The following is a 22,280-nucleotide window of genomic DNA, read 5'->3' as shown; positions in this document are numbered from 1 at the left end:
CGACCAGCAGGGCCCGCCGGACCCCGGAGCCCCGAGGGGCGGGCGGGACGGCGGCGACCGGCTGACGCACATCGACGACTCGGGCGCCGCCCGGATGGTCGACGTCTCCGGCAAGGACGTCAGCGCGCGCGTCGCGCGCGCGAGCGGCCGGGTGCTGGTGAGCCCCCGCGTGGTGGAGCTGCTGCGCGACGGCGGCCTGCCCAAGGGAGACGCGCTGGCCACGGCCCGGATCGCGGGCATCATGGGCGCCAAGCGCACCCCGGACCTGATCCCCCTCTGCCATCCGCTCGCCGTCTCCGGCGTGACGGTCGACCTGTCCGTCGCGGACGACGCCGTGGAGATCCTGGCGACCGTCAAGACCACCGACCGCACCGGCGTCGAGATGGAGGCCCTCACCGCCGTCAGCGTCGCCGCGCTCACGGTGATCGACATGGTGAAGGCCGTCGACAAGGCGGCGGTGATCACGGACGTGCGGGTCGAGGAGAAGAGCGGCGGAAGATCGGGCCACTGGACCCGCACCGGCGCGGAGGCAGGAGCATGACCGACCACCATCACGAGGACGCGTCGCATCCCGCGCACCAGGGCGCGCCCGGACACCAGGGCACTGCCGCGCACGCTCCGCACTCCGGGGCGGGGGCCGGCACTCCGGAGGGCACCGGCCGCGCGCTCGTCGTGACCGCGTCCAACCGCGCCGCGGCCGGTGTCTACGCCGACACGGGTGGCCCGCTCATCGCCGAGCGCCTCGGCGACCTCGGCTTCGCCGTCGGCGGGCCCGAGGTGGTGCCGGACGGCGATCCCGTGGAGCAGGCCCTGCGCAGCGGCGTCGCGGACGGGTACGACGTCATCCTGACGACCGGCGGTACCGGCATCTCGCCGACCGACCGCACCCCCGAGGCGACCCGCAACGTCATCGACCACGAGGTGCCGGGCATCGCGGAGGCCATCCGGGCGTTCGGGCGGGAGAAGGTGCCGACGGCGTCCCTCTCCAGAGGGCTCGCCGGAGTCGCCGGCCGGACACTGATCGTCAATCTCCCCGGATCCACCGGTGGTGTGCGGGACGGCCTGGCCGTCCTGGCGCCGCTGCTGCCGCACGCCGTGCAGCAGCTCCGCGGCGGCGACCACTCCAGACCCTCCAGCGCCTCCGGGGCCGGGGAGGAACCCTCTCCCGGTGCCGCGCAGGCCTCGGACGTGCCCCCGGGGGGTGCGCACTGAACAGCCCAACCTGGCCCGTCGAGCTGGCGGACGGCGCGATCGCCCTCCGCCCGATAAGGGTGCGTGACCAGCGCGCATGGCGTGAGGTGAACCGCCGCAACCGCGACTGGCTGCGCCCCTGGGAGGCGACCATCCCGCCGCCCCCGCCCAGCGGGCCCATAACCCAGCGGCCCACCTACCGCCAGATGGTCCGCCACCTGCGCGCCGAGGCGCACGCCGGGCGGATGCTGCCGTTCGTCGTCGAGTACGAGGGCCGCCTCGTCGGGCAGCTCACCGTGGCCGGCATCACCTGGGGCTCCATGTGCTCGGCGCACATCGGCTACTGGGTCGACCAGGAGGTGGCGGGCCGCGGAGTGATGCCGACGGCGGTGGCGCTCGCGGTGGACCACTGCTTCCGGGTGGTCGGGCTGCACCGCATCGAGGTCTGCATTCGCCCCGAGAACGCGCCCAGCCGCAGGGTCGTGGAGAAACTCGGATTCCGCGAGGAAGGGCTCCGCCCACGTTATCTCCACATCGACGGGGCGTGGCGTGACCATCTCGTGTTCGCGCTCACCGCGGAAGAGGTGCCCGAAGGACTGCTCGCCCGCTGGCGCAGGGTCCGTTCCGAGAACGCCGGCCGGCACACGGCCTGACCGTATTCGCCGACCGGGCCCGGCACGTTCCCGCCGGGCGCTCCCATGCGGGCGGGGGCGCGGACCGGTGACCGTCCGGCCTGGGAGCGGTGCCGCTGGCATCTGGCCTGGGAGCGGTGGCCGCCGGCGTCGGGCGGGGGAGCGCTGGCCGCCGGCCTGGATGAGCTGCGAAAGGCGCGCGGAATGGGGGTGCACAACCCCTCGCGCCCCCACACCCCGGGCCACGCTCCCGTTCTCCCCGTGCCCTTCTGCCGCTCTCCCGCGACACCCCACGAATAAAATAAATGTTCGAAAAAGACGCTCCGCTTCGAGCCGGATTCGATCGGCTTCGGTCGGATCCCTTGCGGAATTCGCCCCCCTGGCGGTCGTCTCATCGCATCAGTCGCAAGAAAGGCTCGGAATATCAGCCAGATCGTGCGACACACCGGAGCAATTGGCAGATGGCCCCATGCAAACCCCTCTACCGTGTGAGGCGTGAGCAGCAGCGGCCTCATCTACGCAGTCATCGTCGGGGCCTGGGCCGCCTACTTGGTGCCGATGTGGCTCCGTAGGCAGGACGAGCTGAACGAAGCCCGTCCGACGGAACGCTTCAGTACCGCCATCCGGCTGCTGTCCGGCCGGGCGGCCATGGAGCGCCGGTACGCCAGGGACCTGCAGGCGCGCTCGGACGCGGTGGACGAACCCCGGAGCGACCCGGACGACGTCACCAGCTCGGTGGACGTCCGGGCCCTCGCCGTGCCCACGCGCACGGAACCCCGCCCGGCCCGCGGCGGCCCCGCGGACGAGGCGGCGGACCGCGAGCGCCCGGCGCGGGGCGCCACGGCGCGCCCCCGCGGCCGCCTCGCGCCCGGCCGCGGCACACCGTCCTCCGCGGCCGCCGCGCCCCCGGCGGCCGGCCGCCGCGCCGCCGCCGCTCACCAGGTCCCCGGGCAGGCGGTGTCCGCCCGGTACGAGCCCGGGAAGGACCCGGGCGCCCGGGGGGCAGCGGCCGGTCAGCCCGGCCAGCCTGGTCAGCAGGGACAGCAGGGACAGCAGGGACAGCAGGGGGCACGCCCGGCGGACGAGCGGCGTGATACGGGGCGCAGGCTTAGCGCGCTGGAGGCCGCGGCGCGCGCCCAGCGCTCGAAGGTGCTCGCACGCCGTCGGCGCACCACGGTGGTCCTCTTCTTCGCCTTCACCCTGGGTACCGTGATCGCCGTGGTGGGCGGGGTCGCGTTCCTCTGGGCGCCCGGCGTGCCCGCCGTGCTGCTGAGCTCCTACATCGTCTACCTGCGCCGCCAGGAGCAGCGCCGCTTCATGTACACGATGGACCGGCGGCGGGCGGAGGCCGCGGCACAGCGGCTGCGCGAGCGGCAACCGCGCCGGAAGCCGGGCTCGGCCGCCCCGGGCTCCGACGCGTCGGGCCCGGCGGAGCCCGATGACGCCGGCACTCCCGGAGACCCCGGCGACGCCGCCGGGCCGGGCGGCGGGCCTCAGTCGCAGGCGCTCTCCGCGCTGGCCGCCGACCGCCGCGCGCTCGTGGAGCAGACCGACCACGCCGAGTGGGTCGACCAGCAGCGCGAACGCCGCCGCGCCCCCGCCCCCGGCGAGAGCTGGGATCCCGTCCCGGTACCGCTGCCCACCTACGTCACCGCGCCCGTCGCCCCGCGCGCCGGGGGCGACAGCGACGACCCCGGCACCGATGCCTGGAGCTCGACCCGGTCGTCCGCGGCCGAGCCGCCCGCGGAAGGGGGCGCGCAGCCGTCCGAGGGCGCACGCGGGAGCTCACCCGCGGGCTCCGGCGCGGATGCTGCCGACGGCTCGCCGGACCAGAAGGCGTCGTCCGGCCGCGCCGGGGGCCGCAGGCGCGGCGGCGACCGCGCGCAGGGCGGCACCTCCGGAACGACCCGCAATACCCGGGCCCGCGGAAGGAACGGCCGCGGCGACCGGGACGGAACCGGCCGCGCCGCCTCCCCCGAGGCCCCCTCGGACCGTTCCACCGGACACGACGAGCAGGACGACACCGGAGGCGGACGCAGCGACGCCCGCCGCGCGGCATCGGCCCGCCGCTCCCGCGAGCGGGGACGCACGCCGCTCTTCGACCAGTACGCGGAGGGGGACCGGCCGCGGGCCGCGAACCAGTGAGGCGTGCCGGCGGGGCCGGTGCCGCACCCATGGGACCCCGGCCCGCGGACGCCGGGCCACCGTGTCATGGCTGACCAGCGCCGGGGCCATACCGGATCGCGTTTCCAAGCACACGCCGGGGGGTGCTAAAGTTTCACTCGTTGCAAGGGCCTGTGGCGCAGTCCGGTAGCGCACCTCGTTCGCATCGAGGGGGCCAGGGGTTCGAATCCCCTCAGGTCCACGCAGCGACTGTTCTTGAGCAAGCTCATGGATGGTTGACGAGATCCCGTCCGATCGGTTGATCGGACGGGATCTTTGTATTACGGGGCTTAATCGGCACGGTGCCCGGACGCCGGCGGGCCGGTGTCGTTGTGCAGTGGGCTGTTCGTCCGGGGCCTGAAGCTGGCCATGGTGCCAGCAGGCACTGAAGCCGCTGCCAGGAATGCGGGAGCTGCACCTAGTGTGCTGAAGCCGTCAGGGTTCGTTGGCTGCGGCGTGAGCGACAGTGGCTCGCGGGCTGATTCCAGTGTCGGCGCCTACCCCGAGACTCTTGGAACCCCGCCCTTGCGGCCGATGTTGAACGCGATGCGGTATACGTCTGGTAGGTCGATACGGCCGTCGCGGCGGCGGCGCATCACGCCGAGGGTGATCAGTTCCTCGATCAGGCGGTCCGGATCGTTTGGGTAACGGGGGCCGGTACGGACGAGCGAGTCTTCCTCGCCCCCCGCCTCGTACCGCTCAGTTTCTTTGAGTAGGACATCGGTCAGCCGCATCTCGCGCCACAGCTCTGTGACCGTGTCCTGCTCAATGGGGACCTGCCGGCCCGCCAGAGGATCGATGGCCAGGCGCACCCACGGCATGTCCTCACCGACCTCCTGCACCCGTGTTTCGGATGCGGTCTGCACTCCGCGGCGGATGCCCTCGTGGTGCAGGGCGTACTCATGGCCTGCGTACGTCCCGCGAGTCTCGGCCACTGCCTTGTTCAGGGCGCTGAGGAAGCTGCGTGGGCTGACCTGCTCGACGCCGTCCATCAAGTGGTTGGGCAGCCAGGTGTAGGTGTTGCCTTTACGGTAGTTGGCGCCCATGTAGGGGCCGGCGATCTGCGCGAACTGCTCGGCCTGGGATCGTTCGTCGCCTCTGAGCAGGGCCGGCGGGATGTGGCGGCTGCCGAACGCGTCGGTCTCCCAGCCACTCGTCAGGCTGCGGAAGCGCTGCGCGTACGTGCTGTCATGGTTGCCCATGTAGTGGAACAGCAGGCCGTAGAGGTTGGCGTTCGACCAAGTCAGGCTGGCGGCGTTGGCTGTGAGTTTGGATGCGTCGGGGAAGTGGAGCAGCGCGCCGTCGAACATGTCAGGCCGGATGAACACCTTGCAGCGGATGTTGCGGGTACCCAGCCGCATAGCAAGAGCGAGCTCCAGGATGCCGCCGACCAACCGGTCGGCCTGAGCACGGACCCGATGGAGGTGTTCCAGGGCGTCGAAGATGACCAGGTGCGTGACGCCGTCTTGCAGCGCCTCTCGGTCCGCACGCTGCACCGTGCGTTCCGCGGCGCCTGGGTTGGCGCGTACCCAGGTGACCCGGTCCCGCCACTCCGCAAACTCGTGCAGCTCGGGCTGGCCGAGGGCGGTCAGCAGGACGGCGTGCCAGAGGTCGTAGGGCCGCACGCCCTCCTCAACGAGCTGCCGCAGGACGCTCGTGCCCGGATACAGATCAGGTTCGACGTCTGCTCCGTATCCCGGAGAGACGACGAGCCTACGTAGGCGCTCGATGCCGTACTCCTCGGCGGCGACCTCCCGGAGGGCGTCATCGAGCAGCGAGCGGTACCAGAATGTCTTGCCCACGCCCCGCCCGCCACGCACCACAGTGCTGTCTACATAGAGCGCAACGCGGTGGCTGTCCGGGGTGAATAGGGTGTGGATGTCCGGAAGGAGCGTGTCGGCGTCCGTCGACTCAGGCAGTGCTGCGGAAAGCAGCTCACGGTAGTCCTCGGCGCCCAGTGCGGTCGTCATCGCGGTCCTTCGTTGCTCTGCGGGTCAGCGGTGATCAGAAGGGTTGCGGTGGTCAGGAAATCACGGTAAGCGGCCTGCACGAAGGCGCGGTCCTGCCAGCCGGGTGCGCGGTCCGCGTCCAGGCCGACCAGGCCGGGCTCGAACAGGATGGGGATCGGGTAGTGGGGGGCTGAGTCGTCCTCGAGCGAGGGAGAGAAAGCCCCTGGGATGAGACGGCCACTCTCCGCCTCCGGGACGTCGTCGTCGTACAGGACGGAGAAGCACTCCCAGGAGTGCTCGCGAAAGGACTGGAGATAGTCGTCCATTGAGTGGTGGGGTGTGTCCGGAACCATGGAAGCGACCATGCGCAACTTCTCGCGGATCGCACGGGCCTGCCCAGAGGCGTGCCAGGCGGTGAAAAGGTCGCCGTAGCCGCCCCAAGTCTGACGATTGTCCGCGCCGAACAACAGGGCGAGGTCACACAACCGGGAGATGGCGACAGCAGCGATATCGTGGATACCAGCTCGGCTGTCCAGGAGGACGACGTCAGGGCGGCGGCCGCTCTCGCTTTCGCGGGCCACTGCGTCCTCGCAGGCCTGGACAGCTGTCGCCAGACGGTCAGCGAAATCCATGCCGGGAATGTCGGCGTAAACCCGGTTGAGCTTATCGACGTATGAGTAGGGGACGTCCTTGGTGTCACGGCCGCGGGCAGGGGCCACCCAAAGCTCACCTCGGCCGGTACGCGGTTCGTACCCTGTCGGTCCCACCAGTTCGAGTCCGTTCGCGTTGTCCACGGCGCTCTCGACCAGTTGGTCGACGATGCCGTGACGCGGCGGCACCGACCCGGCCGCGATCAGGGGGCCGGCACCCGGAGACTCCAGGTCGAGGTCGACGACGAGGACAATGTGGCCCTGGTCGGTGAGGTGGCGAGCGAGTACGGCAGCGGCCGTGGTACGACCGACACCGCCCTTGAATCCGTACAGGGCCGTACGGTGGGTGCGTGAGCCATCGGTTTCGACGGCCGGCGTGGACACCTGGGCCCAGTCCTCCCCGACCACGGTGTTGTCAAGGATGAGAACGCTGCCGTGTCCGGCGGCCGGAATGTGCAGCGGATCTGGCTGGGCGCGCTCGGAGCCGAGCAGATCGTCGGCCGAGAACAGCTCCGAGGCGAGAAGCAGGGGACGGTCGGCGGAGTACCGCTGTAGATCAGTGGCCAGGCGCTCTCTCCAGACAGCTGCCCGAGCGGTCGGCACATCTTGCGCGCGGTCATCGACAATGAGCGCGAAACGACCCAACACATCCCGTACGAGTAGCACGTTCGCCCCCTCGGCGGCCACGTCGCGCGCGATGGTCAGGGCACGGGGTCGGGCGTCGTCGAAGCGGACCAGGGCGGAGGGGAGGTTCACTGGAGCCTTCCGTTGATCAGGGCCTGCTCGTGCAGGGCGAGGATCTCCTGCGCCACGGTACGCCGCTGTGACACATCGGCTTCGGCGACAGCGGTCCCGTCGAGGTAACGCTGGTGGACCGACCATGAGTCGAAGGCCTTGAGGTTGCCGAGCGCCGCCGATAATTGCGCTGTGGATCGTCCGTGGGTCAGCAAGGCGACGTCGGCCGCGACCCATGGCAGGTGGCCGTACATGCGACTCACCTTGCCGGTGACCGGATCCGGTACCCAGGGGGCCTTAGCTGCAGGCTTCCCCTGCCCAGTCGGAGCCATGGTGGCGGATGTGAACCTGAGCAACAGGCTCTTCAAAGCACATTCCACCGCGAAGCCAAAATGGTAGTCGGCATTGGGCAGGCGGCCGCCGTCTTGGAGGTAGACGGCGTCCTTGTAGTGCCGCACGGCGGCGTGCGCGTAATGATGCTCAGGCGAGGCAGTAGAAGCAGCCCCCGATGATGTTCCCGAAGTCCCCGACACGCAAGGGATCATAGGGTGCGGTTCAGCCGAATGGCTGCGTCCGAATGTCACTCACCCGATCGACGGGTCCATTGCCTTGACAGTCCGGCCGTTGAGGATGGGAGCGGTACTCAGGTCCTCAACGTGCGGCAGCACTCACAGGCTGTAGGAGTTCAGTTTCGGCGATCCACGCCGGGCGCGGCAGACATCGACAGCCCCATCAGGTCGGTCCACACCCAATCGCCGAGTACGTCCACTGTCTCCTTGGTCCTCCGTTCCTCGGCATTGAGGACGTTCAGAGCCACTCGCTCTTCGTACGGCAGGTAATCAAGGGCCAGACGGCGTCCGGCGTAGTCCATGACCGAGCTGGCCCGCCTGATCTCGGCGTCGTTCGTGAGGCCGGCGGGCTCGAACCGCATTCCGACGTAGTCACCGATGAACACCTTGAGCGGCACGCCCTGACGGAGCCCTCGCGTGAGGGTGGAGGAGAAGGCGTCCAGCATCCCCGCCAGCGTGGAGCCCTGCTTCGCCATGCGGATCATCACTTCCGCGGGTGTGCCCTGGGCGGTGAGCGCGACCGTCAAGTGCCCCTTGGCCTCTCCGATGGTGAACGACCGGGTCGTCGACCTCATCCGCCGCAGAGGGCGACGCCGTGGGCCCGGCAGGTCGACATCCCCTGGAGCGTCACAGGTTGACACCGTGTCGCCGTCGAAGCTTTCGGCCATCAATCGTCCTCGCTTGTCCTCGCGAACGTGGGGCAAGGTGCGCCTATCCAACAAACTGTGGGGCTCAGATCGATCCGGGCCACAACATGTTGTGGTTCAAGGTAGAGGACTGAGCGACCAGCACCAACTGCGGCACGCTGAGGCCGTTGTCTCGGTAACGATCAGTAACGAGAGGTGCGCGACGTCGAGTCGAGACCGGGCGGGCTGGTTGGTGACGGTGAGCCATCCGGCCGCGGAAGCTCGATTACCGGTCGCGGGACCCTACCGCCCCTCCTCGATCGCCCCCCGCAGATGCCCGACCGCCTCGTTCACCGCGCTGTCGGCCAGGTTGCCGTAGCCGAGGACCAGGCCGTGGTCCGTGTGGACGGTCGTGGCGTGGTACGCGGCGAGGTCGGCTGTGCGGAGGGAGCGGGTGGCCGCGGCGCTGACCACGGCTTCGGTGTCCGTGGTGGGCGGCAGGCGCAGGATGAGGTGGAGGCCGGCCGCCGCGCCCGAGACCGGGGTGCCGGGCAGCTCATGGGCGAGGGCCCGTACGAGGGTGTCGCGCCGGTTGCGGTACCGCTGCCGGCAGGACCGCAGGTGGCGGTCGTAGGCGCCCGACTCCAGCAGTGCGGCGAACGCCAGCTGGTCCAGGGTGGAGGGCTGGGTGGCCGCCTGGTCCATCTGGTGCAGCTGGTCGGTCCAGCGCGGTGGCGCCACCAGCCATCCGATCCCGAGCGCGGGGGACAGGGTCTTGCTGAGCGACTTGAACAGGACCACGCGCGACGGGTCCATGCCCTGCATGGCCGCGACCGGGCGGCGGTCGTAGCGGAACTCCGCGTCGTAGTCGTCCTCCAGCACCACGCCGTCCACCCGGCGCGCCCAGTCCAGCAACGCCGCCCGCCGCTCGGGAACGAGCACCGCGCCCAGCGGGAACTGGTGCGCCGGCGCCGTCAGGACGGCCCTGAGGCCCGCGTGCCCGGCCAGGTCGCCGGTGCGCAGGCCGCCGTCGTCCGTGCGGACGGGCACCGGCTCCAGGCCCGCCGCGCGGATCACCCCGCGCAGCCGCGTCCAGCCCGGTTCCTCGCACCCCACGGCGGTGATGCCGTTGGCGCGCAGCGCCTGGCAGAAGCGCCGTACGCCGTCCGTCACGCTCGTGCACACCGTCACGTCCTGCGGGTTCGCCAGGACGCCGCGGGAGCGGCCCAGGTACTCGGCGAGCAGCCGCCTGAGCCGGAGGTGGCCGCCCGGCGGTGGATAGCCGAGCTCCGTGAACGCCGCCTGCGTGGCCTGGGCGCGGACGGCGTCGGCCCACCGGCGGCGCGGGAACGCACGCAGGTCCGGCAGGCCCGGTGCCAGGTCGAACCGGGCCGCGGGAGCCTCGTGCGCCGTGGGGCGCACGGAGCCGGTGTCGGGGGCGTTCGACCACCGCACCCGGGTGGCCGAGCCGCTGCGCGCCTCCAGGTATCCCTCCGCGGCGAGCTGGCCGTACGCCTCCGTCACCGCCCAGCGCGAGCAGCCGAGGTCCGCGGCGAGTTGCCGGCTGGGCGGCAGGGCGGTGCCGACCTCGATGCGCCCCTTTCGTATCGCCGAGCGCAGCGAACGCTTCACCCGCTCGTGCAGCGGTCCGGTGCCGGGCTGTGCCAGGTCGAGCAGGAGGTCCCCCGCCAGATTGGTCTGTGATACCCGCATGCCATTGGACGGTAGCAGCGAGCCGTTTCTCGCTACTTTCGGATGGCCGACACAGCGGACGACCGGTCGGTACCGACGATCACGTGGAGGAGGACACGGTGGCTTCCGTGAGTCGCTCAGCCCAGGCCCACCCGGATTTCCCCGGCCTGTTCACCGACTGGCACGCGAGGGCGGGCGCCCTGTCGGCGCTACCGGACGCACCGGTCGTGCCGGACGGCTCCCGGCGGGGGAGGCCCGTGTGGCGCTGGTTGCAGTCCCGATTCGGACGGGGCCGGGCATGGTGAAGATCGTGAACGGTGCAGTCGACAGGGAGGCGGACGTGGAGGCGGGCGTGGAGGCGGGCGTGGAGGCGGGCGTGGATCGCGCCGACGAGATCGACTGGCCCTGACTCCCTACTCCTGACTCCTTGATCCTTACTCCTGATCCTGGAACGTGGAACGTGAGACCGGGATGCACCGGACGGCCATGGCCGTGCCGGTGCTCACCCGTGTCGGCACTCACCCCTGCCGTCGCCCACCCGTGCCTGTGCTGACCCGCGCCGCCGCTCGGCCACCCGACCGCGCCCGCTCCCCGCAGCCCGGCGGTGACGCCGAAGAGGGGGCAGGGAGACCGCGTCTCCCTCCCCCCTCCCTTACACCTGCCTACCGGCCTCCCCCCTACCGGCCACCCAGCAGCACGTCGATCTCCCGCATCTGCCCCGCCGTGAGCGGACCCCGTTCCATCGCCGCCGCGTTCTCGCGGACCTGGGCGACCGTCCGGGCGCCGGGGATGGGGATCAGCGAGGGGGAGCGGGCCCACAACCACGCCAGCGCGCCCTGGGCGAGGGTGCGGCCCTCCGACGTGAGGATGTGCCGGACGGCCTCCAGCGCCGTCGCGAGCTCCTTCACGGGGTAGCCGTCCTGGAAGTAGTTGAGCCACTCCGGCGAGCGGCGGCGGAAGTCCTCCTCGTCCGTGATCCTGGTGCCCAGCGGGTACGAGCCCGTCAGCAGGCCGGTGCCGAGCGGGCCCCGGGCCAGGGCGGGTACGCCGTGGCTCTCGCAGAGCTCGACGAGTGCGGGCGCGTCGTGCACCACGTTGATCTCGAACTCAAGGCCGCCGAAGCCGGGTTTGCCGACCCAGGCCGCGGCGAGGTCCGGCTCGTCCGTGGACCAGCCGTACGCGCGGAGCTTGCCCTCCGCCACGAGGTCCTGGAGCGTGCCCAGCAGCTCGTCGGCCTCGGCCACCGGGAGGCCGGACAGGTGGAGCAGGTAGAGGTCGAGGCGGTCGGTGCGCATCCTGCGCAGCGAGGCTTCGAGGGCCTGCCGGACATACCCCGGCGTGGCGTCCTGGCCGGTGAGCTGCCGGGCGTCCTCGTCGATGATGTTGCCCCACTTCGAGACCAGGGTGATCTCGTCGCGCTTGCCCGAGAGCGTCTCGCCGATCAGCCGTTCCGCGGTGCCCGTGCCGTAGGCGTCGGCGGTGTCGTAGAGCGTGATCCCGCTGTCGAACGCGGCCCGGAACACGTCCGCGGCCTCGGCGCGGTCGTACCGGGCGCCCCAGCCGAGGGGCTGCGGGCCTGCGGCCGAGGGGCCGCCGAGCGCCCAGGTTCCCAGTCCGAGAGCCGACACCTCGGCTCCGCCCGCGACAAGAGACCGTCGAGTCCGTCGCTGTGTGGTCATGCCACTCCTTCGTGTGTCACGCGTGTGTCAACGGTGCCGTGTCCGGCACCCGTTCCTTGCCGGTCCTTGCGCCGGCCGGTCAGGGCCAGCACCCCTCCCGCGCCCAGCAGTTCGGCCGCGGTGCAGCACACCCGGCTGGCCAGTGCCGCAGCGCCCGCCTCGGCCCACGGCAGCACCGTCGACAGCGCGCCCAGCAGCACGAGTTCGCGGGTCCCGGCGCCGTCCGGAACCACCAGCGTCAGCGCCCCGGCGACCGTGGCCAGGGCGAACGCCCCCACGCACACCGGCAGCGCGCGTCCCGCGGGGGCGCCGAGCAGCACGGCGATCAGCCAGAGGTGCAGTCCGGAGACCGCCCAGCAGAGCGTCTCCAGCCCGATCGCGCCCCGGACCCCGCGCTCGGAGAGCTCCCCGGCGGGCGGCTCGCGGCGCAGCAGCCGGGCCGCCGCGGCCAGCAGGCCGAGGAGCAGGCGCGGGCGCCACAGCACGAGCAGGGCGAGCGGCGAGGCCGCCAGCAGCCAGGCGGCCCCGGCGCCGAGTCCCGGTGCGCACAGCAGCCCCGTGACGGCGGCGGTGAGCAGCACGACGACCGTGTTGAGCAGGTACGCCGTCACCATCCGGCCGGCTCTAACGCCGGCCGCGCCGCCGAGGCGTACGTAGGCCAGCACGCCCCAGACCGGTCCGGGCACGTACTTGCCCAGCAGCGCCAGGAAGTAGATCCGCGCGCTCTGCCCGGCGGGCAGGGGCGAGCCGAGGCCCGCGAGCCCCACCCGCCAGGAACCCCAGCCCGCCAGCTGGCCCACGGCCTTCACCAGGACCGCGCACGCCAGCACCGCCGTGGCCCGGCGGCCCGAGAACACCGCCAGGACGTCCCGGCCGTGCCCCCACAGCACCGAGCCCATGCCGATCGCCGCCGCGGCCAGGAACACCGCCGCGAGCGCGGTCCTGACGGTGCGCCGGATCATCGGGACCCCCGCACGGAGACGACGGTCTCCTGGAGACGGTGGTCGGAGACCTCGGGCCGCGCCTGAAGCGTGTACCGGTGCACGTCCAGGTTCGCCGAGGTGAACGTCCAGTCCAGCCGCCACAGCCGCAGCCGGCCCTGCTCGTTCCAGGAGAGGGGGAGCAGGGAACCGCCGTGGTCGGCCGCGTCGTCGAGCTTCGAGCGCAGCGGCGTCAGATCGCCCATCGCGGCACTGGTGTTGAAGTCGCCGGCGACCAGCAGCGGGTTGCGGTTGCCGCCGATGTCGTCGAGCAGGCCCCGGTACTGCGCCCGGCGGACCGTCTCGCGGTCGTGGATCACCCGGTAGAAGGCCGGGCTCAGGAAGCTCTCGCGCATGTCCACCTGGACGGGGAGGTGCACGTTGTACAGCGAGACGACCCGGTCCCGGACCCGGATGTCGGTGCGCAGCACCTTGCCCGTCCGGTAGACCTCGTACCAGTCGGGCGAGGCGGCGCGGGCGGTGGCCCGGTAGGGGCCGACGGGGGGACGGGAGACGATGGGGTACCGGGAGAGGGTGACGAGTTCGCCCTGAACGGCCACGTGGTAGCCGGGGAACTCCTTCCGTATCCGGGCCATGTCGTCGATCGGACGCTCGTTGGCGTCGTTCTGGTCGCTGGAGTCGTACTCCTGGAGCAGGTACACGTCGGCGTTCCGCTGGCGCAGCTCCTGGTAGAAGCGGTCCGGGGTGGTGCTCTTGCCCCAGGCCAGCGTGTTCCAGGAGAGGACCTTCAGCGCCCCGGGCGGCGGGGTCCCGCCGCCGTCCAGCAGGGCGGCGGGGTTCAGTCCCGACCACGGGTAGCCCAGGACCAGAGCGGCCAGGCACGCGGCGGTGACGCCCAGCGCGGCCGGGCGCGGCACCCTGCGCCGGGCGAGCCGTGCGGCGGGCACGCCGGCGAGCAGGAGCAGGGGGACGGCGAGGAAGGCCGCGGGGGGTTCCAGGTTGAGCACCATCATGGCCCACCAGTGGCCGCTGAGCGGGTACTGGAGGACGACGAGCAGGAGCCATCCGGCGCTCGCCACGAGCAGCAGGCGCGTGTAGAGGCACCAGCGGGGCCGGGGGCCGCGGGGTTCTGGACGCGGGTCGCTGGGCGTGGGCGCGGATCCGGGTGTGGGCGCGGATCCGGGCGTGGCCGGGGATGCGGGTGTGGCCGGGGATGCGGACTGCCGGGTCAGTTCTTCCATGGGACGGCCGCCCCTCAGCCGGCGGGCAGGACGGCGGCGGGCGCGCTGTCGCGGTCGTACAGCATCCGGAACCGGCTGGACAGCAGCCAGTGCAGGACGCCCGTCACCACCCCGGCGGCGACCGCCAGGTTGAAGACGAACTGGACCGCGGTGAAGACCAGCAGGAAGCCGCTTCCGCGCGCGGAGCGCACGTAGCGGTACATGCCGAGGTCGCAGCCGAGGGAGAGGGCCAGCAGCGCGGCGGGCACCAGCCAGCCGGCCGGGCCCACGAGCAGCGGCAGCAGCAGCGCGGGCAGGGCGAGGAGCGCGGCGAGGCTGCCCCAGGCCCGGGAGGCGGTCTCGAAGCCCTTGGCGAACCTGCGCCGGCGTGCGTACAGCGGCACCCGCAGCCGGCCCCGGGTGAAGATCTTGCGGGCCAGGGGCCACAGCTCGTGGTCGTCGTCGTGGCTGCCGCGGACGGCGGAGGTCAGGATCAGGTCGTAGCGCTGCGACAGGCGCAGCCCGTAGTCCACCTCCTCCGTCTGCCGCAGGCGCTCGTCGAACGGCCCGACGTCGTCGTAGATCCGGCGCCACATGGCGCAGATGGAGGAGAAGAGGAAGGTGACCGTGCCCTCGGCCGTCCGCCGCCAGTAGTAGGCCTGTAGCGAGCGGCACTCCTCGACCAGGCTGTCCCGGATCAGCGGCACGGGTTCGTAGACGCCGCAGACGGCGCCGGCGCCGGGTTCGCCGCGCAGGCGGGCCACCGCTTCGGCGACGGCGTCGGGGGCGAGCGCCACGTCGGAGTCGAGGAAGAGCAGCACCTCGCCGCCGGAGTGCCGGACACCGGTGTTGCGGGCGGTCGCGACACCGCTGTTGGTGCCGGTGCTGAGCACCGTGGCGCCGGCCTCGCGGGCGATGCGGACGGAGTCGTCGGTGCTGCAGTCGTCGACGACGATGACCTCGATGCGCGGATACGTCTGCCGGCTCACGGCGTCCAGGCACATGCCGATCGTGCGGCCGTAGTTGTAGTTGGGGATGATGACGGAGACGAGGGGGAGCTCGTCCTGTGCGTCGTCCATGGCGTGGGGTTCCTTCGGGGACTCAGGGACTCAGGGAAGCAAGGGACTCAGGGCACGGATCAGTGCAGGGCCGCGAGGCATCCGGCGGTCAGGGCGGCCCACAGCAGGCCGCTGGCGAGGAGCAGCCGGTCGCCGGCGAGGGTGCGCACGGGGTCGCCGCCGCTCTGCCCGACGACGAGCAGTTGCAGGTAGCGGAAGACGGCGAAGAACGCGCAGGGTGCGGTGAGCAGCACCAGCGTCGTCGTGCCGGGCCGCAGGGCCATGTCCGTGCGGACGCAGAGCAGGTAGCCGATGGTGGCCAGGGTGGCGCTGATCACGGTCAGGTGGTCCAGGAACGGGACGGTGTAGCCGCGCAGGGCGGGCCGGTGGGCGGAGCTCGATCGGGCCAGCTCGTGCCGTCGCTTGCCGAAGACCAGCAGCAGGCAGACCGTGAACACGCTGAGCAGCAGCCACCCGGAGGCGGGCCGGCCGGTCGCGGTGTAGCCCTGGAGGGTGCGCAGGACGAAACCGAGCGCCACGCAGAAGGCGTCGATGAGCGGCACGTGCTTGAGCCGGAGGCTGTAGGCGAGGTTCAGCCCGAGGTAGACGAGGACGGGCCAGCAGCGGGCCGGGGAGGCGAGCGCGACACCGGCGGCGAAGAGCGCGCAGACGGCCGCCAGGAAGACCAGGGCCGTACCGACCCTCAACCGCCCCGAGGCCAGCGGGCGGTGGCGCTTTATGGGGTGCAGGCCGTCGCGGTGCCGGTCGAGGACGTCGTTGAGGACGTAGACGGCCACGGAGGCGAGCACGAACAGCCCGGTCGACCAGGCGATGCCCGCGGCGGTGGCGGCGTCCCAGACCGGCATCGTGACCAGGGCGAGCGCCACGGCCACCGGGTTCTTCGGCCACTGGTACGGGCGGGACAGGGCCAGCAGGTCCATGAACGGACCGCGGCGGAGGGCGGATTGCGGGGGCGTACCGGTTGAGGGCGCACGCTGGGACAGGTGCGCGGGTGGGGTTCCGACGGCGGACATGGAGGTCTCCTCGGGCTGAAGTCGAGGGAGAGCAGGGGAAGGGGCGCGGAAAGGCAGCGGGAAGGCGCGCGGGCGCGGCTCGGAAGCGGGCCAGAAGCGGCTCACAGGCGGTTCAGGAGCGCTCCGAGGCGGCTCAGAAGAGGACCTTCGCCAGCCCCAGAGCGCCCTGGCGCCACGGGTCCCGGCTGGTCCTGCCGGAGCGTGCGGCTTGCGTGCCGCGCGGCTGCGCGCGCCACCAGCGGTACGTGGCGAGGATGGCGTCCCGGTTGGAGCTGCGGGGCACGAAGCCCAGCGCGTCGCGGATGCGGTCGGTGCTGACGTACGAGTCCGCGCGGAGCTTGTGCAGCAGCCGGCCGTAGACCGGGGACAGCCGTGCCTTCTCCAGGAGCCGCAGCGCGGCGAGCGCGGGGCCCGCCGGGACGGAGACGATGCGCCCCCCGTGCCCGGCCTCGTCCAGCACGGCCTGGAAGTCCTCGCGGAGCGTGCCGAACTCGCGGGCGGCGACGTTGAACGTGTCGTTCGCCACCGCCGCGGGCCGGGTGGCGGCCAGCACGACGGCGTCGACCAGATCGTCGATGGCGAGCATCTGGATGCGCACGTCACCGCGGCCGAGCACGGGGAAGTTGCGCCCTTCCTCGGCCCATTCGAAGAGCATCGAGAACAGCCCCATGCGGCCCGGCCCCACGAAGGTCTTGGGGCGGAGCACCGGCAGCACCATGCCCTCCTCCCTGAAGCGCAGCGCGAGGGCCTCCGCCTCGGCCTTGGCTCGCGTGTAGGGGTCCACCGGTGCGTACGGGTGGGTTCTCGGGCGTCGGCACGGTGTCCGGGAGGCCGTAGACGGCGGTGGAGGAGATGTGGACGGTGCGGTGAACGCCCTGCCGGCGCGCCGCGGACAGGAGGGTGCGGGTTCCCTCGACGATGATGGAACGGATCTCCTCGGCCGGGTAGCTCGGCAGGGCCGCCGCGCAGTGGACCACCAGATCGGCGCCTTCCAGCGCGCGGTCCACGGCCTCGGGGTCGCGGATGTCGCCGATGACCTCCCGCACCCCGGCCGGCTGCCCGCCGGATGCGATGTCGAGGCCGGTGACGGACCTGCCGTCGGCGGCGAAGCGCGCGACGAGGTGCCGTCCGAGCATGCCGCTGCTGCCCGTGATCAGGACGCGGCTCACCATCGGGCCAGCACCCGGTCGCGGGCGAACTTGGTGAGCAGGCTCGGCAGGCCCTTGGCGAGGGTCGCGTCGAGGCTCGTCAGGAAGTAGTCGACCTCGGCCGGTTCCATGACCAGGGAGGGCGCCACGACCAGCGGGTTGTCTCCGTTGGGGCTGAAGTAGGTGAGGATGCCGTGCTCGCGGTAGAGCTCGGCGATCACCGCGCTGGTGATCAGCTTGGTGCGGAACTTCGGGTCGGCCGAAAGACCGGAGGGGGCCAGCTTGCCCGCCAGGTCGAGCAGCCTGGCACCGCCGTCGAGGAAGACGCCGTGGATGGCGCCGACGCCCGCGGTGGACCGCACCGTTCCGGGGTGCCTGCGCTGGATCTCCTTCAGCCCGTGGGCGAGCATCTCCTCGATCTTGCGGGCGCGGGCCGGGTAGTCCTCCTCCACGATGATGTTGACGGCCTCGATCGCGGTGGCGGTCTCCTCGCCGAAGCCGTAGTACGTGGTGGAGTGCAGGATCACCTCGCTGAGCCGGTCGTACGCCTTGCGGAAGACCGGCTCCCGCGTCGTGTAGCCGGATATGGACGCCTTGCCGCCGCCGAACGACTTGGAGTAGGTCAGGACGTCCGGTATCAGCCCGTCGTAGCGCATGAAGTAGAACAGCGTGCCGGACTTGCCCCAACCGGTGTAGATCTCATCGAAGATGAGGACGATGTCCTCCTGGGTGCACAGCTCCCGCAGTTCCCGCAGGGCGGCCTCGCTCCAGCTGTTCATGGTCGACGCGCTGAAGGGCTCCACCATGATCGCGTAGACGTCGCAGGAGCCGTCCGCGGTGCGGTGCTCGGCCACCAGGTCGCGGATGGCGGCCACGTCACCGTACGGGTAGCTGACGTTGGGGATGCCCGGGAAGCGGAAGCTGTTCTCCAGGGAGCCGGTGAGGCTGCCCGTGGCCAGGAGCTTCCCGTGGAAGCTGATGTCCGAGCGCAGGATCGTCCGGCGTCTGCCCTCGTGGTACTTGTACGCCAGCTTGATGGCGCCCTCGTTCGCCTCGGCCCCCGAGTTGGGGAAGTACGAGATGTCGAGGTCGCCGGGGAGTAAGCGCCCGACGTTGTGGCTGAGCGCGGCGACGTAGGGCGACAGGAACGCCTTGTGGACCTCCATCCGCCCCCGCTCGGCGAAGCGCTTGCGGGCCTGGAGGATGCGCGGGTGGTTGTGCCCGTGGTTCAGCACCCCGACGGCTCCGGTGAAGTCGAGGATCCTCCCGCCGTCGCGGGTGTGCAGCCAGACTCCGTCGGCCTTCTCGACCAGCTGCTTGCCGAAGCCGAACGTGGTGGTGAGGGAGACGTGGCTGCGGCTCACGTACTCCCGGTACAGGGCCTGGACCTGCTTCGCGCTGAGCTGCTCGCACTGCTCGATTCCGATGAGCTCGGGCATGGTCGGTTCCTCTCTCTGTGGGGCGAGACGGGTGTGGGGAGGCGGTCCCGGTCAGGGCCAGTCGATCTCCAAGGGGACGCCGGCACACAGGACGCGCTGGAGCTTCTGCATTGCTCTCGGCCACCTAAGGGGATGCGCAGGGGCAGGGCACGTTCTGCTGTTGCCAAGGGAACGTAACAGCGCTCGCCTCACCTTGGCAAGGGGTTGCCAAGGTGAGGCACAGAGTCGCGGGAGGGGCGCCGAAGGCCCCTACTGGCCTGAAGATGTGGGGATATGGCCCGCGGTGTCGGGCGTCCTGACGGTCGTTCACCGGCTCCCTTGAGGATCGCGAATCGCTGTCCGCGTCTGTCCGAGTCCGCTGGGAGGGGGATGTGGGAGATCGCCGGCCCGATGTGCTGGCAAGCATTTGTCAGAGTCTGTAAAGACGGCTACCGTGGGTGTCCGGTGAATGACCCGGTGAACGATCGTGACCGAGCCTTGCTACCCGTTGGGCACATCCGTCAGAGACGACGGGGGGACGCGCCATCCGATCGGGATGGCGCCTGTACTGCTGCTGGATGCTGCCACCTTCACGAACGGCTGGTGGAATGACATGGTGGAGCAGCCCGCCTTCGGGCGCCGTCTCAGGGAACTGCGCACGGAACGGGGACTGTCACAGGCCGCCGTCGCCGGTGACAACATGTCGACCGGATATCTTTCCCGGCTGGAGTCGGGCGCGCGGCAGCCGACGGCGCGGGCCGTCGCCTACCTCGCCGAGCGGCTCCAGGTGGACGCGTCGGAGTTCGACGCACCGAGCGTCGGCTCGGTCGCCGAGGCCCTGGCCCTCGCCACCTCGGCCGACGACGGCGGGACGCTGGAGAAGCTGGCCGCCGCCCTCAAGCAGTCGCCCGCGGTCGATCCCACGCTCCGCTGGCAGGCGCTCTGGCTGCTCTCCCGTGCCGCCGCCGGGCGGGGCGAGCGCAGGCAGGAAGCCGAGTACCTGGACGAACTGGTGCGGACCTCCGAGGAGTTGATGCTGCCCGAGTTGCAGTGCCGCTCCCGCGCCCAGCTCGCCCGGTGCCTGCGCTCGCTCGGCGAGATCCCGGGGGCGCTCAGGGCAGGGCGGGAGGCATGCCTCCTGGCCCACGATCACAAGCTGTCCGTCCAGGACACGGGCGCCGCCCTGCTGACGCTGGTGTCGGTGGAGGCCGAGGCCGGCCGCCTCTCCGACGCGCGGGCCCACGCCGACGACCTCCTCGCCGTGGTGGCGGAGCAGACCGGCACGCTCCGCGCCGAGGCTCTGTGGTCCGCCGCCACCGTGAGCTTCCGGCAGGGCGACCCGGCCACCGCCCGGGACCTGCTGGAGCAGGCTCTGGAGGAGTTCGACAGCCGTCTCGACCTCGTGCTGTGGATGCGGCTGCGGCTGGCCGCGGCATCCCTGTACCTCCAGGTGCGGCCCCGCCGGCTCGACGAGTGCCGCCGGCGCCTCGACGAGGCCGAGCCCGTCCTCGGACTCGTCGGCACCCCGGTGCTCCGCCAGGAGATGCTCACGCTCCGGGTGCACCTCGCGTTCGAGGAGCGCAGGTACGCCGACGCGCGGGCGGCGTACGACGAGCTCGTCCTCGACGAACTCCGGCTCACCTACCGGGACCGCATCAGGCTCGACATGCTCCACAACCGGCTGCTGATCGAGGAGGGGCACGCGCGGCAGGGCGTCCAGCGGCTGCGGGAGCTGGCCGAGCAGGTCCAGCAGACGTCGAACATCGACCTGGCCGCGGAGATATGGCGGGCGCTGGCGGAGATGCCGGCGGTGGTGGATGCGGCCGCGGGGGCGGAGACGGCCGCGGGGGCGGGGACGGCCGCGGGGGTGGAGACGGCCGCGGGGGCGGCGGCCGACCGGTCCGATGGGTCCGCCGGGTCGGGGCGGTCCGACGGGTCGGGGCGGTCAGCCCCGTCAGCCCGGTCCGACCGGTCCGACCGGAACGACCAGAACGACCGGACCGAGGAGGCGTCCCGGGACGGGAGGTCTTCCTGAACCTCCCCTTCCCCCGGGCCGGGGAGGGCGTCTCAGGGGACCCGGTTCTCCGAGCTGACCATCCAGGCGTACTTCTCCAGGGAGTCGATGATCTCGTGCAGCAGGTCGGCGGTGGAGGGGTCCTCGCCGTCGACCTCGTCGTGGCGGGTGCGCAGCGTGTCGACCGTGGCGCGCAGGCGCGTGGTGACGAGATCGACGACGGCGCTCACGCCCACCTCTCCCTCCGGGAACGCGGGGAGCGTCGTGGTCGACGCGACGGTGTCGGTGCGGCCGTCCGGCCAGGCCGAGAGGGCGCGCATGCGCTCGGCGATGGTGTCGGCCGCCTCCCGTGCCGCGTCGACGATCTCGTCCAGTTGCAGGTGCAGATCCCGGAAGTTGTGGCCGACCACGTTCCAGTGGGCCTGCTTTCCCTGGAGGTGCAGTTCGACGAGGTCCACCAGGATCTGCTGCAAGGCGCGGGCGAGCCCCCGCGACGCCGTGAATCCGGTGACGCCGGTCTCCGAGCGTCGGGAGCTCCCAGGTGAAGCGGGCATGGCGAGTCTCCTTCGCAGGCGCGGGCAGCCCCCGGGAGGGGGATCGGAACGCGGACGGGAGCGGAGGACGTGTCCCGTTACGTGATCAAGCCTAGGGAGGTCTCCCGCCGTCGCCACCGCTCCTGATCCACTCGGGCGGTCGCACGGGCCACGGGGGCGGGCCGGTGGGGTGGGGGAGCGGGGGAGCGGGGGAGCCGTCTCCTCACGTCCGCCCGTGGCGGCGCAGCCTCTCCTGGAGGTCCGGGTACGCGACGGCCGCCGGCAACGGGCCCTCGTCGCGGGCGGCGAGAGCGGTCTCCACGGCGGTGTGCAGGGCGGCCCGGTACGGCAGGGAGCCGGTGCTGACGCGGCGTACGCCCAGGCCGGTGAGGGCGGTGAGGCCGAGCGCCGGGGTCACCAGGACGTTCAGGGGGACCGGGAGCTGCGCCGCCAGCTCGCGGAGCACGTCCGGGTCGGATGTGCCGGGTACGAAGACGCCGTCCGCGCCGGCCTCGACGTACAGCAGGGCGCGCCGCAGCGTGGCGCCGGTCCCGGCGTCCTGGCCGAGCCAGAACGTGTCGACCCGGGCGTTCACGAACAGGTCGGGGCGGCGCTCCTTGACGGCCGCCACCTTCTCGGCGTGCGCCGCGGGGTCGACCAGCCGTTCCGCCGTGCTGTCCTCGATGTTGACGCCGGCCACCGGCAGGGCCGCGGCGTAGTCGGCGACCTCATCGGGGCTCTCCGCGTAACCGTCCTCGATGTCCACGCTGATGTGGCAGGGCAGCCTGGACAGGTCGCGGGCCAGGGCGAGGCTCGCCGCCGCGGTCGAGCGGCGGGCGTCCGGGCGGCCCGCGCTCGCGGCCACGCCGAAGCTGGTCGTGCCGACGGCCGGGAAGCCGGCGGCCAGCAAGAGCAGGGCGGACGGCACGTCCCAGGCGTTCGGCAGGACCAGCGGCCGGACGCCGTGGTGGAGGTCGCCGAAGGACTCGTTCATGGGGGTGGGTTCCCGCCTTTCCGTCGTGTCTCCC

At 71.8% G+C, this 22,280-nt stretch carries 18 protein-coding genes, 1 tRNA gene and 2 pseudogenes; 6 read left to right on the top strand and 15 right to left on the bottom strand.

What is annotated here, in order from left to right:
* The first annotated feature begins 94 nt into the window (after positions 1 to 94).
* The 5 genes from moaC (at position 95) to Sm713_RS25600 (ending at position 4,188) form a co-directional block, all read left to right on the top strand.
* Complete coding sequence (moaC, locus tag Sm713_RS25620; RefSeq protein WP_249416993.1) at positions 95 to 541, top strand: cyclic pyranopterin monophosphate synthase MoaC; 447 nt, start codon at positions 95 to 97, stop codon at positions 539 to 541.
* On the top strand, positions 538 to 1,212 hold the full coding sequence (locus Sm713_RS25615; RefSeq protein WP_212912442.1) for a molybdenum cofactor biosynthesis protein B: 675 nt from the start codon (positions 538 to 540) through the stop codon (positions 1,210 to 1,212). The genes moaC and Sm713_RS25615 overlap by 4 nt, the downstream gene beginning before the upstream one ends.
* The gene (locus Sm713_RS25610; RefSeq protein WP_212914827.1) at positions 1,209 to 1,844 is read left to right on the top strand and encodes a GNAT family N-acetyltransferase; all 636 of its coding nucleotides are present in this window, start codon (positions 1,209 to 1,211) and stop codon (positions 1,842 to 1,844) included. Before Sm713_RS25615 ends, Sm713_RS25610 begins: the two co-directional genes overlap by 4 nt.
* A gap of 474 nt (positions 1,845 to 2,318) precedes the next feature.
* A complete protein-coding gene (gene glpR, locus Sm713_RS40670; RefSeq protein ID WP_249416686.1) occupies positions 2,319 to 3,968 on the top strand; it encodes a gephyrin-like molybdotransferase receptor GlpR in 1,650 nt (549 codons plus the stop codon).
* 146 nt (positions 3,969 to 4,114) lie between these two features.
* Positions 4,115 to 4,188 (top strand) — tRNA-Ala (locus tag Sm713_RS25600).
* Between the two features lie 295 nt (positions 4,189 to 4,483).
* Here Sm713_RS25600 and Sm713_RS25595 read toward each other — a convergent pair.
* The 13 genes and pseudogenes from Sm713_RS25595 to Sm713_RS25545 all read right to left on the bottom strand — a co-directional run bounded on the left by Sm713_RS25595 (position 4,484) and on the right by Sm713_RS25545 (position 18,726).
* Positions 4,484 to 5,956, bottom strand: a complete 1,473-nt coding sequence (locus tag Sm713_RS25595; RefSeq protein WP_212912441.1) for a hypothetical protein — start codon at positions 5,954 to 5,956, stop codon at positions 4,484 to 4,486.
* Positions 5,953 to 7,341, bottom strand: coding sequence for a KGGVGR-motif variant AAA ATPase (locus Sm713_RS25590; protein ID WP_249416685.1), 1,389 nt, complete (start codon positions 7,339 to 7,341; stop codon positions 5,953 to 5,955). The genes Sm713_RS25595 and Sm713_RS25590 overlap by 4 nt, the downstream gene beginning before the upstream one ends.
* Positions 7,338 to 7,853, bottom strand: a complete 516-nt coding sequence (locus Sm713_RS40665; RefSeq protein WP_249416684.1) for a hypothetical protein — start codon at positions 7,851 to 7,853, stop codon at positions 7,338 to 7,340. The genes Sm713_RS25590 and Sm713_RS40665 overlap by 4 nt, the downstream gene beginning before the upstream one ends.
* Before the next feature lie 152 nt (positions 7,854 to 8,005).
* Positions 8,006 to 8,557 carry a ribonucleoside-diphosphate reductase gene (locus Sm713_RS25585; RefSeq protein WP_212912439.1) on the bottom strand — a complete coding sequence of 184 codons (552 nt, stop codon included), beginning with the start codon at positions 8,555 to 8,557 and terminating at the stop codon, positions 8,006 to 8,008.
* A 261-nt stretch (positions 8,558 to 8,818) separates the two neighbouring features.
* Positions 8,819 to 10,228 (bottom strand): PLP-dependent aminotransferase family protein, encoded by a 1,410-nt coding sequence (locus tag Sm713_RS25580; protein WP_212912438.1) that lies wholly within the window; start codon positions 10,226 to 10,228, stop codon positions 8,819 to 8,821.
* 656 nt (positions 10,229 to 10,884) lie between these two features.
* Entirely contained in the window at positions 10,885 to 11,886 is a 1,002-nt protein-coding gene (locus Sm713_RS25575) for an aldo/keto reductase (protein WP_212912437.1), read from the bottom strand.
* Entirely contained in the window at positions 11,883 to 12,848 is a 966-nt protein-coding gene (locus Sm713_RS25570; protein ID WP_212912436.1) for a lysylphosphatidylglycerol synthase domain-containing protein, read from the bottom strand. The genes Sm713_RS25575 and Sm713_RS25570 overlap by 4 nt, the downstream gene beginning before the upstream one ends.
* Positions 12,845 to 14,068: an endonuclease/exonuclease/phosphatase family protein gene (locus tag Sm713_RS25565; RefSeq protein WP_212912435.1), complete on the bottom strand. Its 1,224-nt coding sequence runs from the start codon at positions 14,066 to 14,068 to the stop codon at positions 12,845 to 12,847. The genes Sm713_RS25570 and Sm713_RS25565 overlap by 4 nt, the downstream gene beginning before the upstream one ends.
* A 14-nt stretch (positions 14,069 to 14,082) precedes the next feature.
* On the bottom strand, positions 14,083 to 15,126 hold the full coding sequence (locus Sm713_RS25560) for a glycosyltransferase family 2 protein (protein WP_212912434.1): 1,044 nt from the start codon (positions 15,124 to 15,126) through the stop codon (positions 14,083 to 14,085).
* Between the two features lie 59 nt (positions 15,127 to 15,185).
* Positions 15,186 to 16,139 (bottom strand): UbiA prenyltransferase family protein, encoded by a 954-nt coding sequence (locus Sm713_RS25555; RefSeq protein WP_249416683.1) that lies wholly within the window; start codon positions 16,137 to 16,139, stop codon positions 15,186 to 15,188.
* 133 nt (positions 16,140 to 16,272) lie between these two features.
* Positions 16,273 to 16,953: pseudogene (locus Sm713_RS25550) on the bottom strand (NAD-dependent epimerase/dehydratase family protein); the annotation flags it as partial.
* 34 nt (positions 16,954 to 16,987) lie between these two features.
* Positions 16,988 to 17,275, bottom strand: a pseudogene (locus Sm713_RS41255) (NAD-dependent epimerase/dehydratase family protein); the annotation flags it as partial.
* A 29-nt stretch (positions 17,276 to 17,304) separates the two neighbouring features.
* Positions 17,305 to 18,726, bottom strand: coding sequence for an aspartate aminotransferase family protein (locus tag Sm713_RS25545; protein ID WP_212912433.1), 1,422 nt, complete (start codon positions 18,724 to 18,726; stop codon positions 17,305 to 17,307).
* A 535-nt stretch (positions 18,727 to 19,261) separates the two neighbouring features.
* On the opposite strand from Sm713_RS25545, the gene Sm713_RS25540 reads away from it, so the two are divergent.
* Positions 19,262 to 20,740: a helix-turn-helix domain-containing protein gene (locus Sm713_RS25540; RefSeq protein ID WP_249416682.1), complete on the top strand. Its 1,479-nt coding sequence runs from the start codon at positions 19,262 to 19,264 to the stop codon at positions 20,738 to 20,740.
* Positions 20,741 to 20,772: 32 nt separating this feature from the next.
* On the opposite strand, the gene Sm713_RS25535 is transcribed toward Sm713_RS25540, so the two are convergent.
* Positions 20,773 to 21,273, bottom strand: a complete 501-nt coding sequence (locus Sm713_RS25535) for a Dps family protein (protein ID WP_212912432.1) — start codon at positions 21,271 to 21,273, stop codon at positions 20,773 to 20,775.
* Between the two features lie 202 nt (positions 21,274 to 21,475).
* Positions 21,476 to 22,246 (bottom strand): isocitrate lyase/phosphoenolpyruvate mutase family protein, encoded by a 771-nt coding sequence (locus tag Sm713_RS25530; protein ID WP_212912431.1) that lies wholly within the window; start codon positions 22,244 to 22,246, stop codon positions 21,476 to 21,478.
* Positions 22,247 to 22,280 lie beyond the last annotated feature (34 nt).

This window comes from Streptomyces sp. TS71-3, from assembly GCF_018327685.1.
In the GTDB taxonomy this organism is placed as follows: Bacteria; Actinomycetota; Actinomycetes; order Streptomycetales; family Streptomycetaceae; genus Streptomyces.
The sequence above is the reverse complement of the archived record's forward strand: the minus strand, read 5'-3'. Positions and strand labels throughout refer to the sequence as shown.